The sequence below is a fragment of the Nocardia ninae NBRC 108245 genome, from assembly GCF_007990755.1.
GTDB lineage: Bacteria > Actinomycetota > Actinomycetes > Mycobacteriales > Mycobacteriaceae > Nocardia > Nocardia ninae.
This window is the reverse complement of sequence record NZ_BJXA01000010.1, coordinates 20,433-33,650: the sequence shown is the minus strand read 5'-3', so window position 1 is coordinate 33,650 and position 13,218 is coordinate 20,433. Positions and strand designations below refer to the sequence as shown.

At 66.9% G+C, this 13,218-nt stretch carries 15 protein-coding genes; 1 reads left to right on the top strand and 14 read right to left on the bottom strand.

What is annotated here, in order from left to right:
* Window positions 1–89: 89 nt before the first annotated feature.
* From NN4_RS10140 to NN4_RS10090, 11 genes are all read right to left on the bottom strand, one after another.
* Window positions 90–1,013, bottom strand: coding sequence for a tyrosine recombinase XerC (locus NN4_RS10140; RefSeq protein WP_147129675.1), 924 nt, complete (start codon window positions 1,011–1,013; stop codon window positions 90–92).
* Between the two features lie 87 nt (window positions 1,014–1,100).
* Entirely contained in the window at window positions 1,101–1,535 is a 435-nt protein-coding gene (locus tag NN4_RS10135) for a PIN domain-containing protein (RefSeq protein WP_147129674.1), read from the bottom strand.
* Complete coding sequence (locus tag NN4_RS10130; RefSeq protein WP_228541272.1) at window positions 1,532–1,750, bottom strand: CopG family transcriptional regulator; 219 nt, start codon at window positions 1,748–1,750, stop codon at window positions 1,532–1,534. The genes NN4_RS10135 and NN4_RS10130 overlap by 4 nt, the downstream gene beginning before the upstream one ends.
* 84 nt (window positions 1,751–1,834) lie before the next feature.
* Window positions 1,835–2,956, bottom strand: a complete 1,122-nt coding sequence (gene dprA / locus NN4_RS10125; protein ID WP_147129779.1) for a DNA-processing protein DprA — start codon at window positions 2,954–2,956, stop codon at window positions 1,835–1,837.
* Window positions 2,957–3,084: 128 nt separating this feature from the next.
* Window positions 3,085–4,593: a YifB family Mg chelatase-like AAA ATPase gene (locus NN4_RS10120; RefSeq protein ID WP_147129672.1), complete on the bottom strand. Its 1,509-nt coding sequence runs from the start codon at window positions 4,591–4,593 to the stop codon at window positions 3,085–3,087.
* Window positions 4,593–4,949, bottom strand: coding sequence for a YraN family protein (locus NN4_RS10115; RefSeq protein WP_135232470.1), 357 nt, complete (start codon window positions 4,947–4,949; stop codon window positions 4,593–4,595). Before NN4_RS10115 ends, NN4_RS10120 begins: the two co-directional genes overlap by 1 nt.
* A 136-nt stretch (window positions 4,950–5,085) precedes the next feature.
* Window positions 5,086–5,391: a DUF2469 domain-containing protein gene (locus NN4_RS10110; protein ID WP_011210678.1), complete on the bottom strand. Its 306-nt coding sequence runs from the start codon at window positions 5,389–5,391 to the stop codon at window positions 5,086–5,088.
* 46 nt (window positions 5,392–5,437) lie between these two features.
* Entirely contained in the window at window positions 5,438–6,193 is a 756-nt protein-coding gene (locus NN4_RS10105) for a ribonuclease HII (protein WP_147129778.1), read from the bottom strand.
* A gap of 80 nt (window positions 6,194–6,273) precedes the next feature.
* Window positions 6,274–7,056 carry a signal peptidase I gene (lepB, locus tag NN4_RS10100; RefSeq protein ID WP_370465358.1) on the bottom strand — a complete coding sequence of 261 codons (783 nt, stop codon included), beginning with the start codon at window positions 7,054–7,056 and terminating at the stop codon, window positions 6,274–6,276.
* A 390-nt stretch (window positions 7,057–7,446) separates the two neighbouring features.
* The gene (gene rplS / locus NN4_RS10095) at window positions 7,447–7,788 is read right to left on the bottom strand and encodes a 50S ribosomal protein L19 (protein WP_029893064.1); all 342 of its coding nucleotides are present in this window, start codon (window positions 7,786–7,788) and stop codon (window positions 7,447–7,449) included.
* Window positions 7,789–7,950: 162 nt separating this feature from the next.
* Window positions 7,951–8,517, bottom strand: coding sequence for an ArsR/SmtB family transcription factor (locus NN4_RS10090; protein ID WP_147129671.1), 567 nt, complete (start codon window positions 8,515–8,517; stop codon window positions 7,951–7,953).
* A gap of 75 nt (window positions 8,518–8,592) precedes the next feature.
* Between NN4_RS10090 and NN4_RS10085 the strand changes: the two genes are divergently transcribed.
* Window positions 8,593–9,015 carry a hypothetical protein gene (locus tag NN4_RS10085; RefSeq protein ID WP_147129670.1) on the top strand — a complete coding sequence of 141 codons (423 nt, stop codon included), beginning with the start codon at window positions 8,593–8,595 and terminating at the stop codon, window positions 9,013–9,015.
* A gap of 80 nt (window positions 9,016–9,095) precedes the next feature.
* Here NN4_RS10085 and NN4_RS10080 read toward each other — a convergent pair whose 3' ends face one another.
* From NN4_RS10080 to NN4_RS10070, 3 genes are all read right to left on the bottom strand, one after another.
* On the bottom strand, window positions 9,096–10,013 hold the full coding sequence (locus NN4_RS10080; protein ID WP_107658382.1) for a hypothetical protein: 918 nt from the start codon (window positions 10,011–10,013) through the stop codon (window positions 9,096–9,098).
* Between the two features lie 24 nt (window positions 10,014–10,037).
* Window positions 10,038–12,437, bottom strand: a complete 2,400-nt coding sequence (locus NN4_RS10075; protein ID WP_147129777.1) for a Tex family protein — start codon at window positions 12,435–12,437, stop codon at window positions 10,038–10,040.
* 206 nt (window positions 12,438–12,643) lie between these two features.
* Complete coding sequence (locus NN4_RS10070; protein WP_147129669.1) at window positions 12,644–13,111, bottom strand: hypothetical protein; 468 nt, start codon at window positions 13,109–13,111, stop codon at window positions 12,644–12,646.
* Window positions 13,112–13,218 lie beyond the last annotated feature (107 nt).

Here is a 13,218-nt window from a genome sequence, read left to right as displayed (position 1 = left end):
CGCTGCTCGCAGAGCTGGAACCGTTCCTCGTGAGCAAGACCAGCGCGGTCATTACACCTCAGCTCACCAAAGCGGCCGATCGTCGCACTTCAGGCGCGAGGATGAGCTTGGTCGTGCACCTTCTTGAGACGTTCGATGGAGACATGGGTGTAGAGCTGAGTGGTGGCCATGCTGGCGTGGCCGAGAAGTTCCTGCACCACACGGAGGTCTGCACCACCCTCGAGCAGGTGGGTGGCGGCGGTGTGGCGTAGACCGTGCGGGCCCATATCGGGGGCTCCCGGGATGGACGACACCACTTCGTGGACAACGGTTCTGGCCTGACGTTGGTCGAGGCGTTTGCCGCGGCGGCCGAGCAGTAGTGCCCGTCCGGACTCGGCGGTCGCGAAGGCCGCGCGGCCGTGCTGCAGCCAGTGGCCGATCGCCTCGTCGGCGGGTCTTCCGAAAGGGGCCGAGCGTTCCTTGTTGCCCTTGCCGAGCACCCGAACCACCCGGCGTTCGCGATCGACGTCGTCGATGTCCAGGCCGCACAACTCGCTGACCCGAATTCCGGTGGAGTACAACAGTTCCACGATCAGCCGGTCGCGCAGTGCCATCGGGTCATGCTGTGCGGCACCGGATTCCGCGGCTCCCATGACGCCGAGTGCCTGCTGCTGGCCGAGGACGGCAGGCAACACCCGATGCGCCTTGGGCGAACCGAGGCGTAATCCCGGATCGACGGCCAACCGTCCGGTCTGGGTGAGCCAGGCGGTGAAGGTCCGCGCCGCGGACGCCCGCCGCGCCATCGTGGTCCGCGCCACCCCCGCCGTCGACTGCTGCGCGAGCCAGGACCGCAGTAGCAGCAGATCCAGTTCGCGCACCGCGGAATCCGCCGATCTGGCATACAGGTGCGCCAGCAGCGAACGCACATCCCCCAGATAAGCGCGCACCGTGTGCGCCGATCGGTTCCGCCCGAGCCGCAGATGCCTGCCGTACTCCGTCAGCAGCGCTTCCAGATCCTCGGGTAGCTCATCCATCCCACCACCGTCCCGACAGTCGTCCCCGTTGGCAAGCCACCGCGCCGGTCCCGCCCGAGTCGCTCGATCATTCGCCGGGCGGACAAGTCAGCGGTCGTCGGGAAGCAGGCGAAATGCCTTGGCGCCAGTCAGTGGCCGGATCGCCCGAAAATCCCGGCGATCCAGAGTCAGCATCGTGTTGGTCTCGAACTCAGCCGCCAGCACCACATTCAATGCATCCGCGAGATCGAGACACAACGACATGTAGTGGTTCTGAATCCGCCGCGCCTTACGGATCAGTCCGGACCCGATTCCGGGAACCAGAAATCTGCCGGTGCGTTCCTGCGCCAGGATCCAATCATTGATGCCATGCGCCGCCGAGCGGTTCAGATCGCGGGTGATGATGTGCTCGATCTCGTGCAGTATCAGCGGCGAGGCGACGACCAGTGCGGCGCGCTGCATCGAGCGTTTGGTCTCCACGTGCTCGCGCTCGACCTTGTTGAAGGCGACAACCAGCCCCGACGTGTCGGCGATGACGATCACAGCTTGTCGGCGATCGCGTCCGATACAGCCTTCTTGATGTCGTCTTTGGTCACTTCACGACCGAAGTCGAGCTCCGGGATATCCCAGTCGTCGTCTTCCCACCGCTTGGCGCGCAGTGCCGCGATGTGAAACGCCTCGCGGAAATATTCGGACTCTGGACGGCCTTCGCGCGCAGCGGCCGCCTTGATGATCGCGAGGTCATCCTCGTCGACCATGACCGTAGTCTTCTTGAGAGCCATGCTGGTTATGGTACCAGTACCATACATCGGGACATCCTTCCTGATAGGGCTGAGATTCCATTACTTGCCGTACGTCGTTGTTCGTCGCCAGCCATCCGCGTCGGCGGTAACCAGGCCTGCCAGTTCGAGCGCGGGCAGTGCCGCGCGAACGACCGGCAGAGGTAGTCCGGCATAGTTCGCGAGTTCACGGGGCAGGCGAGAACCGATCTCGGGCATAGCCGCGAACACGAGCGCTTCGTCACCGGACAGGGCTTCTTTACGCCGGTCGCCCCGACCAGCGACGCCGGGCAAGGGCAGGTGGAGGGGGCCCGCCTCGTCGATGACCTCTTCGGCACGCGTGACGAGTAGCGCTTCCCCTTCCCGGATCATCCGATGGCAGCCGACGGACGCGGCCGAGGTGACCGGGCCGGGGACGGCCAGCGCCGGACGGTTGAGGCGGCGTGCCCATTTCACCGTGTTGCGCGCGCCGCTGCGCAATCCCGCCTCGACCACCAGGACGCCGTCCGCCAATGCGGCGACCAGTCGGTTGCGGGCCAGGAATTGGTGCTTGTGAGCGGTGGTTCCCGGGGGATATTCGCTGACCACCAGTCCGGTCTCGGCGATCTCGGCCAGCAGCCGATCGTGTTGCGCGGGGTACGGCCGGTCTATGCCGCAGGCCAGCACCGCGATGGTGCGTCCGCCTACGGCCAGTGCCGCGCGGTGCGCCATCCCGTCGATCCCGAATGCCGCGCCGGACACGATGGTCCAGCCTTGGGCCGCCAGGTCGCCCGCGATCTCGCCGGTGACCTGATTTCCGTACCCACTACTGCATCGTGCACCCACGACCGCGAGCGCGCGGTCGCTCGACTCCAGCAACGACAGCGGGCCGCGCACCCACAGCACGAGCGGCACCGCGCCGTCCTGGTCGCGTTCGGCATCGAGTTGGGCAAGTCCCAGCAGCCGCCACGCGGGCCACTCGGGATCCTCCGGCGTGACGACGCGCCCGCCCATCCGCTCGATCGTCTCCAGATCCCGTGCCGCCGAATCAGTCTCGCGCCGCTGCTCGGTGGGCCCGCGCAGCGACGCAGGCAGGTCGCACTCGCGCACTGCCCGTGCCGCCTCGAGCACGCCGACCGACTCGATCAATGCCGATAACGCCGCACACGGCCCGGTCACCACTCGGGACAGATACACCCACGCCAGCCGCCGCTCGTAGGCGTCGAGATCGATGGGCGCGGCACACCCTTCCGCACCGGCCACCAGCAGCTCTCCACCGGCGGACCCCGGAGGCGACACCGGCTCGCTACCCGTTCGGGCGACCTGCCCAGTACTCACTGCACACCCCGCTGACGAAAGTTCAACGCCGCCAGCACATCCTGCGAGTTCGGCAGCTCCGCACCACGCAAATCGGCGATCGTCCAAGCCACCCTGATGGCCCGGTCGGCTCCGCGCGCCGACATTCGACCGAGACGCAGCGCCGTCTCGACCGGAGCAATCGCCTCCCGCGGTAGCCGGAATCGTTGGCGCAGAATATGTCCGGGGACTTCGGCGTTGTTCAGCCAGCCGAACTCCTGCCAGCGCCGCACCGCCGCCTGCCGCGCCACGGCGACCCGCTCGCGCACCACCGCGCTGCTCTCGGCCTCGTCGGTACTGAACGCGGCACCGGACTGTCCGCGCATCTGCACCCAGATGTCGATGCGGTCCATCAGCGGCCCGGACAGTTTCCCGAGGTAGCGGCGCCGGGCGAGCGGTGCGCAGATGCAGTCGACGTCCCGCGCCGGTGCGCACGGGCAGGGGTTGGCGGCGAGCACCAGCTGGAACCGGGCCGGATATCGGGCGACGCCGTCGCGGCGGGCAATGCGAACTTCGCCTTCTTCCAACGGAGTTCGCATCGCCTCCAGCACCTTGGTCCCGATCTCGGCGCATTCGTCGAGGAAGAGCACGCCACGGTGCGCTCTGCTCACCGCGCCCGGCCGTGCGGTGCCCGAGCCGCCGCCGACCATCGCGGTCACCGACGTCGAGTGGTGCGGTGCGACGAACGGCGGCATCGTGATGAGCGGATGATCCCCGGACAGCACGCCCGCCATCGAATGGATGGCGGTCACCTCCAACGATTCGGACTCCGACAGTGGCGGCAACAGCCCCGGAAGACGTTGCGCCAGCATGGTCTTCCCGATTCCTGGCGGACCGGTGAGCAGCAGATGGTGCCCGCCGGCCGCGGCCACCTCCAGTGCCCAGCGGGCTTCGTCCTGCCCGACCACCTCGCTCAGGTCGCCGCCGGAGCGCACCGGATCGGGCAGCTGCCCACTCGGTTCGGGAAGCGTGCCTTCGCCACGCAGCCAGGCCACCACCATGCGCAGGCTGGGCGCCCCGAAAACCTCCACCCCGGCGACCAATCCGGCTTCGGCCATCGCCGCCTCCGGCACCACGACCGTTGGCCACCCCGCATTGCGGGCCGCGATCACCGCGGGCAGGATGCCGCGCACCCGGCGGACCCGGCCATCCAGCGCGAGCTCGCCGAGCAGCACCGTCTTCGCCAGCCGCTCCGACGGAACGGCACCCGACGCGTCGAGCACCGCAATGGCCAGGGCCAGATCGTAAACGCTGCCGATCTTGGGCAGTGTCGCAGGCGAGAGCGCCAGAATCACCCGCCCGTCCGGCCACTTCTCCCCCGAGTTCGCCACGGCCGAGCGCACCCGGTCCCGCGATTCCTGCAGGGCCGTGTCCGGCAGGCCGACCAGGTGCACCGAGGGCAGCCCCTGCCCGATATCGGCTTCGATCTCGACCAGCAGACCGTCCACCCCGGTGACCGCGACCGAATGAGCCCGGCCCAGGGCCATCAGAACACCGCCTCGAGATGGTCGATCTGCGGTTCGTGCCCGCGGATCAGGAGCACCGAGACGACGTCGAACCGGATGTGCCGCCACGGCCCGTCCTGCTCGGCCAGCCACAGCAGGGCGAGCCGTCGAATGCGCTGCTGTTTGGTGAAGGTGACCGATTCGGCCGGTATCCCGAACCCGAGCCCGGACCGGGTTTTGACCTCCACGAATGCGGTGACGTCGGCGTCCCTGGCGATCAGGTCCAGTTCGCCGTATCTGCATCGCCAGTTTCTGCTGACGATCTCCATCCCCGCGGCCTGCAGGTACCGTGCCGCCAGTTTCTCGCCGTACGCGCCGAGCGCCCTTGTGTCTGTCACTCGGTCAGCGTCCCCGGCCGGGCACCGCGCCTTCGGGCCTCGACCTGGGCAAAGACAAAACCTGTTGATAGCCGAGGCCCTGTGGACAACTCGCGGTGCGCGGGCACCGAGGAATGGGAGTTGCCGGGCCGGCCGGCTACTCCGGCAGGCGCAGGTCCGGCTTCTCGAGCTCTTCGATGTTGACGTCCTTGAAGGTGATCACTCGGACGTGCTTGACGAAGCGGGCCGGGCGGTACATGTCCCACACCCAGGCGTCGCTCATCCGAACCTCGAAATACACCTCACCGTCGGCGTTTTGCGGGCGCAGCTCCACGGAGTTGGCCAGATAGAAACGGCGCTCGGTCTCCACCACGTACGAGAACTGACCGACGATGTCTTTGTACTCTCGGTACAGCGAGAGCTCCATCTCGGTTTCGTACTTCTCGAGGTCCTCGGCACTCATCGGGTGGGACGTCCTCCTTCTCGCCGCGTTGCGTCGTGTGCTGACATCATCGCGCATGGGTAGCGCCGGTAGCCACTCGGCTATCCGGACGCACGACTGGGAACTCCTCGGACATCATCGGGTCGACCTCGCCCGCGAGTACCGCGTCGGCCTCCTCGGCCACCGTGGCGACCGGCCGCAGGCCCGCCGCCTCCCGCACATTGCGCCAGGAACGCCGGTGTTCGTCGCTGGGGCCGAGGTGGTGCAACGCGGCGATGTGGTCGGGCGTGTTGTAGCCCTTGTGGGACGCGAAACCGTAGCCGGGGAACCGCGCGTCGAGCTCGACCATCATCCGGTCCCTGGTGACCTTCGCCAGGATGCTGGCGGCGGCGATGCAGGCCGCGGCGGCGTCACCGCCGATCACCGGTAGCGACGGCGCCGGAATGCCCGGCACCCGGAACCCGTCGGTCAGCACATATCCCGGCGTCCGACCGAGTCCGGCGACCGCGCGCCGCATGCCTTCGATATTGGCGACGTGGATACCGATCGAATCGATCTCCCAGGCCGGGATGACCACCACGTTCCAGGCCAGCGAGAGCCGGGTGATGATCGGATACAGCTCTTCCCGGACGGGCTCGGTGAGCTTCTTCGAGTCATCGAGCCCGGCCAGCTTGTCGTAGGCCTTCGGCGCCAGCAGGCACGCCGCGACGACCAACGGTCCCGCACACGGTCCGCGACCCGCCTCGTCGACGCCGGCCACCGGGCCGAGCCCGCTGCGGATCAATGCCGCTTCCAGCGTGCGCAACCCACTGGCCTTGCGCATCACCACGCGCGGCGGCCACCCATTGCTCTGTACCACTCGACCCTGCCCCACCGTCCAATTATGCTGCGGCCGCTGATGGTCTAGTTTTCCTGGGCGTTTTCCGAACGCACCGGACCGATCCGGCCGGGCGGCCAGATCTTGAAGACGGCCTTGCCGCGGACGTTGTCCACCGGCACCGTGCCTTGGAGCTCGTCCTTGATGTGGGCGCGCGAATCCCGCGACTCGTTGCGGTTGTCGCCCATCACCCACAGATGACCCTCGGGCACCTTCACCGGCTTGAACTCGCGCCCGCCACCGGCGCCGAAGGGCTGGCCGGGGGTGTACGGGACGATGTAGCGGGCGTACGGCTCGTCCAGCGGCTTGCCGTCGACGATGACCCGCCCTTGCGGATCACAGCATTCGACGGTCTGCCCGCCGACCGCGATCACGCGTTTGACCAGGTCGTTCTCGTCCGGGGGCACCAGGCCGAAGAACGAGAAGAAGTTCTGCACGCCGCGCACGGCGGCGTTGTCCGATCGAATCGACCGGTAGGTGTCGTTCCAGGAGGGCGGTCCGACGAACACAACGACGTCGCCCGGCTTCGGATCACCCCAGTAGTAGCTGAGTTTCTGCACGTAGATGCGGTCGCCCGTGCAACCGGCGCAGCCGTGCAGGGTGGTCTCCATCGACTGGGACGGAATCACGTACGGGCGCCCGATGAAAGTGACCATGAGGGCTGCGATCACCGCCGCGATCACGACCAGGATCGGCAGCTCCTGCCAGAACGGTCGCTGTTTGCGCTGCTTTCCGCGCCGCCTGCTGCGCGGACGGTTTCCTTCGTCGTCCGACCCGGACACCGCAATCGACCCGCTTTCGTCTGCCACGCGGACTAGATTAGCCCGCTCATTGGGGGTGCTGCAGTGGAGTACAGGTTCATGCCCACTGATGCGACCTTCGAGTACTGCCGTCTTGTGATCATGCCTGACGTTCCGGCGACCATCGATGAGCCGGCGGGGGTGTTCCCACCCAGGTAGGCGGCGAGTCCGCCCCAGTGGCATGCCACCGAGCCCGCCCCGCGCAGATTCGAGCACATCGACCGAGGCGGTCCCGCCAGGTGCTCGCGCCGCACCGCGACCAACCCGCTCGCGCCGCACGGCGACCAACCCGCTTGCGCCGAACAAACGAATAGCCCGACATCCGAGGATGTCGGGCTATTCGACGTGTCTATGCGTGGCGACAGCCACCAACTGCCGCGCGGGGCGCGACAGGTCAGCTCAGCGCTTTTCCTTGATCTTGGCGGCCTTGCCGCGCAGATCGCGCAGGTAGTACAGCTTGGCGCGACGGACGTCACCGCGGGTGACGACCTCGATGTGGTCGATGTTCGGGGTGTGCACCGGGAAGGTGCGCTCCACGCCGACACCGAACGACACCTTGCGGACCGTGAAGGTCTCGCGGATGCCGCCGCCCTGGCGTCGGATGACGACGCCCTTGAAGACCTGGATGCGCTCCTTCGAGCCTTCGATGACCTTTACGTGCACATTGAGGGTGTCGCCCGGCCGGAAGTCGGGGACGTCGCTGCGCAGCGACTTCTCGTCGACGAAGTCAAGGGTGTTCATTTCCATCCTTATGGGTTCGCGCGAACAGAGGACCCTGGCGGCACATCGCGTGCTCGGCCGGTTCATGCTCCGATTCAAGGGGATGCGCCTGGTCCACGATCACCCAGGGCAACCTGAGTATTGTGCCAGATCAGGGGTTCGCTGGAAAAATCGCCCCCAGAATCAGGCCGGGGCCTCGGGCACCGCGAACAGGCGGATGTTCATCGGCTCGGCCCCTTCGGGTGCGTCGGCCCGATCGACAGTGTAACGCTCGAGCAGTGATAGATACTCCGCCATGAACTCGCCGACCTGGGCTTTCGTCAGGTACGTGCCGTGGCGCTGGACCTGCGCCCAGCCATCCGGGCCTGCCCATTCGCGCACCGCTCGCATATACAGCTCGATATCGCGGCCGGACTTCAGCCGGGCCAGTTGCTCAGCCGCGGCGTACTCCGCCGGTTCCATGCTCGCCGGGTCGGGCGTGGTGTGGCTGAACGGCAGCGACCGCCACCAGCGTTCTCGACCGGTCGATTTCTCCGCGATCTCGGTGATCAGTCCGAGCTCGGCCAGCCTGCGCAGGTGATAGCTGGTGGAGCCGGTGCTCTCCCCCAGCACGTTCGCCAGCGTCGCCGAGTTCGCTTCGCCGTGCTTGCTCAGGTAGTCGAGGATGCGACCGCGCAACGGGTGCGCGAGCGTGCGATACAGCGCGGTGCGCTCGGCGCTCGTCATGTCGTCGCTTCTGCCCGGTGCCATGAGACGAAGAGTAGCAAAGATTTCTTTGCAAAGATTCGTTTGCAAAGAAACCTTTGCGGACGTACCGTGGCCGACATGCGAATGACTGCCCTGCTCCCGTCATCGGCTCCCCGAACCCGGTTGCCCGGCGACAAGGCACGCTGGTTCATTGCCGCCAGCGCCCTCGCGCTGGTGCCGTGGGCGGCCGTGCTCTCGAATACCTTGCCGAGTACTGCTCAGGTGCGGAACTGGTCATCCGCGTGGGTCGGATTGGACCTCCTGCTGGCCGCCGGTTGCGGTCTGACCACAATTCTGTTGTGCCGCAATGACTCCCGCGCCCGATTGGTCGCGTCGGCGGTCGCCGGCGCCGCGGTGGTCGACATGTGGTTCGACGTGGTTACCGCGGATCCTGGTGCCGCACTCGCCCAATCGTTGCTCTGCGCGGTGGGTGAGACCGCCTTGATCGCCGCGTGCATGCAGATCGCGCTGATATCGGAAAACTCGGCGATACCAGCGTGATTGCAGCGAATCACGTTCTGGATCCGAGTATTCGAGCAACGCGGTGCGGTGGCCGATCAGATCGTGCTGACTGGGTTCACTCACTCACGGTCAGGCGCGTGGACCACCGGCTCGGCGTCAGGCGTGTCCGCCACCGGCTCGTGGTCCGAGGAGAACAGGGATAAGTGATGCCTGTGGGGTGCGGGTGGGGCGGGTACCACGGTTCGGGTCAGCTCGGCTTCGGCGGCGGTGCGGACGTGTTCGACGTCGGGTTTACCGGCGACCAGGTCTTGGACGAAGATCTTGGCGCGGATGACGGGGCGGCGGTAGCGGCGTTCGCGGACGATGGCGCGGTACATGAGGCGGCGGCGGTCGGCGTAACGCCAGCGGGCCCAGGGGGCGCCGGGCCTGCTGAGGCGGAGTGCGCCGACGACGAGCAGCGGCAGGAAGAACATGCCGAACAGGCCGGTCCAGATCTTGCCCTTGGCGATGACCATGGCCGCGAGCCCGAGGTTCACCACGGCGAAGGCAACCACGAACACCCGGACCTCGATGCTCGGGTCGCTGCGGAAGTCGTTGATGTCCAGCAACCACAGCGGGTGAAAGCCCAGCAGTAGCAACCCGGTTACCGCGAGCGCGACGAACACCGCGTCGACCGACGTGCGTCCCTGCTCCTCCCAGTACACGTCGCGCAGATAGAAGATGAGCGCGAATTCGTCGAGAGTGAGCGCGGCACCGACCCCGAAGGCGGCGGCGAGCACGGCGGCCGTAGTGGTGTCGGCGGTCTGGTACTGGGTGACCATGCCGACGCCGGACGCCAGCACCAGAATCACCCCGAACACCATGTGGTGGATGTGCACCCCGCCGGACCGCACGTTGCCCGGCCACCAGCGCACCTGTTTGCGGATCAGCCGGACGCTGAGCCGGATCAACAGGAAGCCGACGATGAACCCTAGAAGGAAGCACAGCAGCGGGAGCCTGCCCTGCGCGATCACATCCTCACTGAGCCACCGTCGCATGGCCGCCTGAATCCTCCGTCCGAACTACTGCCCGAAACCCGCCCGGCGCAACGCATCCGCCATCGAACCGGTCGGCGCAGGCGCGTTGCGGCGCTGATTGCCACCGCCGCGAGCCTGGCCCTGGTTCCGCTGACCTTGATTGCGGCCCTGCTGGTTCTTGCCCTGCCCATTCTGCCGCTCCGGCGCGCCACCCTTGCGCTCACCTTGGCCACGCTGCCGGTTCTCGCCGCGTTCACCCTTGGCGGCGACGCCCGGCTCGTCGTCCAGCCGCAGCGACAATCCGATGCGCTGCCTGGCGACGTCGACCTCGAGCACCTTCACCTTGACCACGTCACCGGTGTTCACCACCTCGCGCGGATCCTTGATGAAGTTGTGCGACATCGCGGAAACGTGCACGAGTCCGTCCTGGTGCACACCGATGTCGACGAACGCGCCGAACGCGGCGACGTTCGTGACGACCCCTTCGAGCACCATGCCGGGCTCGAGGTCGGCGACCTTCTCCACGCCCGCAGCGAATTCCGCGGTCTTGAACTCCGGTCGCGGGTCGCGGCCCGGCTTCTCGAGTTCACTGATGATGTCGGTGACGGTCGGCAGACCGAAGCGTTCGTCGGTGAACTCGTCGGCGCGCAGCGAGCGCAGCACGGTCGTGTTGCCGATGACCTCGGTGATGTCTCGGCCGGTCTGCTCCATGATCCGCCGGACCACCGGGTACGCCTCGGGGTGCACCGCGGAGGTGTCCAGCGGGTCGTCACCGCCGCGAATCCGCAAGAAGCCCGCGCACTGCTCGAACGCCTTCGGACCGAGCCGAGGCACCTCGAGCAGCGCAGTACGGCTGCGGAACGGCCCGTTCTGATCACGGTGCGCCACAATGCTTTCCGCCACCGACCCGGCGATACCGGACACCCGCGACAGCAGCGGCACCGAGGCGGTGTTCACGTCGACGCCGACCGCGTTCACCGCGTCCTCGACCACCGCGCCGAGCGAACGCGCCAGCAGCGTCTCGGACACGTCGTGCTGATACTGGCCGACGCCGATCGACTTGGGATCGATCTTCACCAGTTCGGCCAGCGGGTCCTGCAGGCGACGCGCGATCGATACCGCGCCGCGCAGCGACACGTCCATGTCGGGGAGTTCCTGGGTGGCGTAGGCGGAGGCGGAGTACACCGACGCGCCCGCCTCGGACACCACGATCTTGGTCGGCTTGTTCTCCGGAATGCGCGAAATGAGCTCGGTGGCAAGGGCATCGGTCTCCCGCGAAGCGGTGCCGTTGCCGATGGCGATGAGCTCGACCCCGAACCGGGCGACCAGCGCGCCGAGCACGGCGAGGGACTTCTCGGTCTGCCCCTGCGGCTTGTGCGGGTAGATCACCTCGGTGGCGACGGCCTTGCCGGTGGCGTCGACGACGGCCACCTTCACACCGGTCCGGTAGCCGGGGTCCAGACCCATGGTGGTGCGGGTGCCGGCCGGCGCGGCGAGCAGCAGGTCGCGCAGGTTCGCCGCGAACACGTCGACGGCGTCCTTCTCGGCCGCCTGCCGCAGCCGCATCCTGGTGTCGATGCCAAGGCTCACTTGCAGTTTGGTCCGCCACGCCCAGCGCACGGTATCCAGCAGCCACGTGTCGGCGGCGCGGCCCTTGTCGGCGATGCCGAACTTGATGGCGATGCGTCCCTCATAAATGGAGCGTTCGCCTGGTTCGAGTTCTTCGGTGTCCGGCTCGAGATGGAGCGACAGTACGTCTTCCTTCTCCCCGCGCAGCAGCGCCAGAATGCGGTGCGAGGGCAGCTTGGTGAACGGCTCGTTGAACTCGAAGTAGTCGGCGAACTTGGCGCCGGCCTCCTCCTTGCCGGCGCGCACGGCCGACCGGACCTGGCCGCGGTTCCACATCAGCTCGCGCAGCTCACCGACCAGGTCGGCGTCCTCGGCGAACCGCTCGACCAGGATCGACCGCGCACCGTCGAGCTGCTCGGCGTTGTACTGCGCGGGATCGGTGGTCGGGTCGTTGATCAGCGCGTCGGCGACCGGCTCGTGGCCCGCCTCGCGCGCGATCTGCGCCTTGGTGCGCCGCTTCGGCTTGTACGGCAGGTAGATGTCCTCGAGCCGGGCCTTGGTCTCGGCGAGCATGATCTGCTGGTGCAGCGCGTCGTCGAGTTTGCCCTGGCCGCGGATGGATTCGAGGATGGCGCCGCGGCGCTCGTCGAGCTCGCGGATGTAGTGCAGACGCTCGTCGAGCAGGCGCAGCTGCGCATCGTCGAGGCCGCCGGTGACTTCCTTGCGGTATCGCGCGATGAACGGCACGGTCGAGCCGGCGTCGAGTAGCTCGACGGTGGCACGCACCTGGCTTTCCCGCACCGCGAGCTCGTCGGCGATGCGACGGTTCACGCTCGCTTGGCTCGCGACACCGAGGGGCGTCGCGGATGGGAGCACGGCGGGGTCGGACTCTGCACTTACAGTCTCGGGCGCTGTCGTCACGTCCGCAGACACTACCGGGACCACCCGACAAGGGGCCCGCACCCAGTGGAACCGGGTCGCACGTGCCGTGTCACCGCTGGTCCGGCCTTCGGCACGACGCGACGAACCAGGCCGAGCGTGCTCGGCCTGGTTCGGTGGTTCGCGCAACTGGACCCAATTGCCTACGGCAAGATCAATTCCGGGCTGTACATCCGGATGATCCCGTTGCCGTCCTTGGTGACCTCGGTAAAACTGACATACCGATGTCCCGGCTTCGCCAAGGCCTGGTCAACCGTCAACGGCGGGGAGGGGTATCTGCCGTTGGTGCAAGGGAATGGACCGCTGGTTGCGACGTGTTCATCGGTGCCCCCGTCGGCGTACGCGTCTTTATCCACGACGGTCACCACCATGGTGCAATTCTTCGAATTGATAGAATCATTTTTGAAAGTGATTCCACCGAATGCCCTCGGCACGCCGTTCTCCGCATAAATGCACGACTCCACTTCCGCGGAACCATCACTTGTCAGATAAATACCCGAGCATTCGTAGGGGCCGTTCGGCGCCGCGGAGGCGGCCGGTGCGACCATGAGCAGTGGTGCGGCGCCGACGAAAACGCCGGCCAGGACACGTGATAACGAACTGATGGACATGCAAGACCTTTCGATATCAGATTTGTCAATCCCCGAAAATGACCTTGTTCCACCATATGTGGATCACTGGCAACTCACATGACCACACAATTCGGGGCATCCGCTAC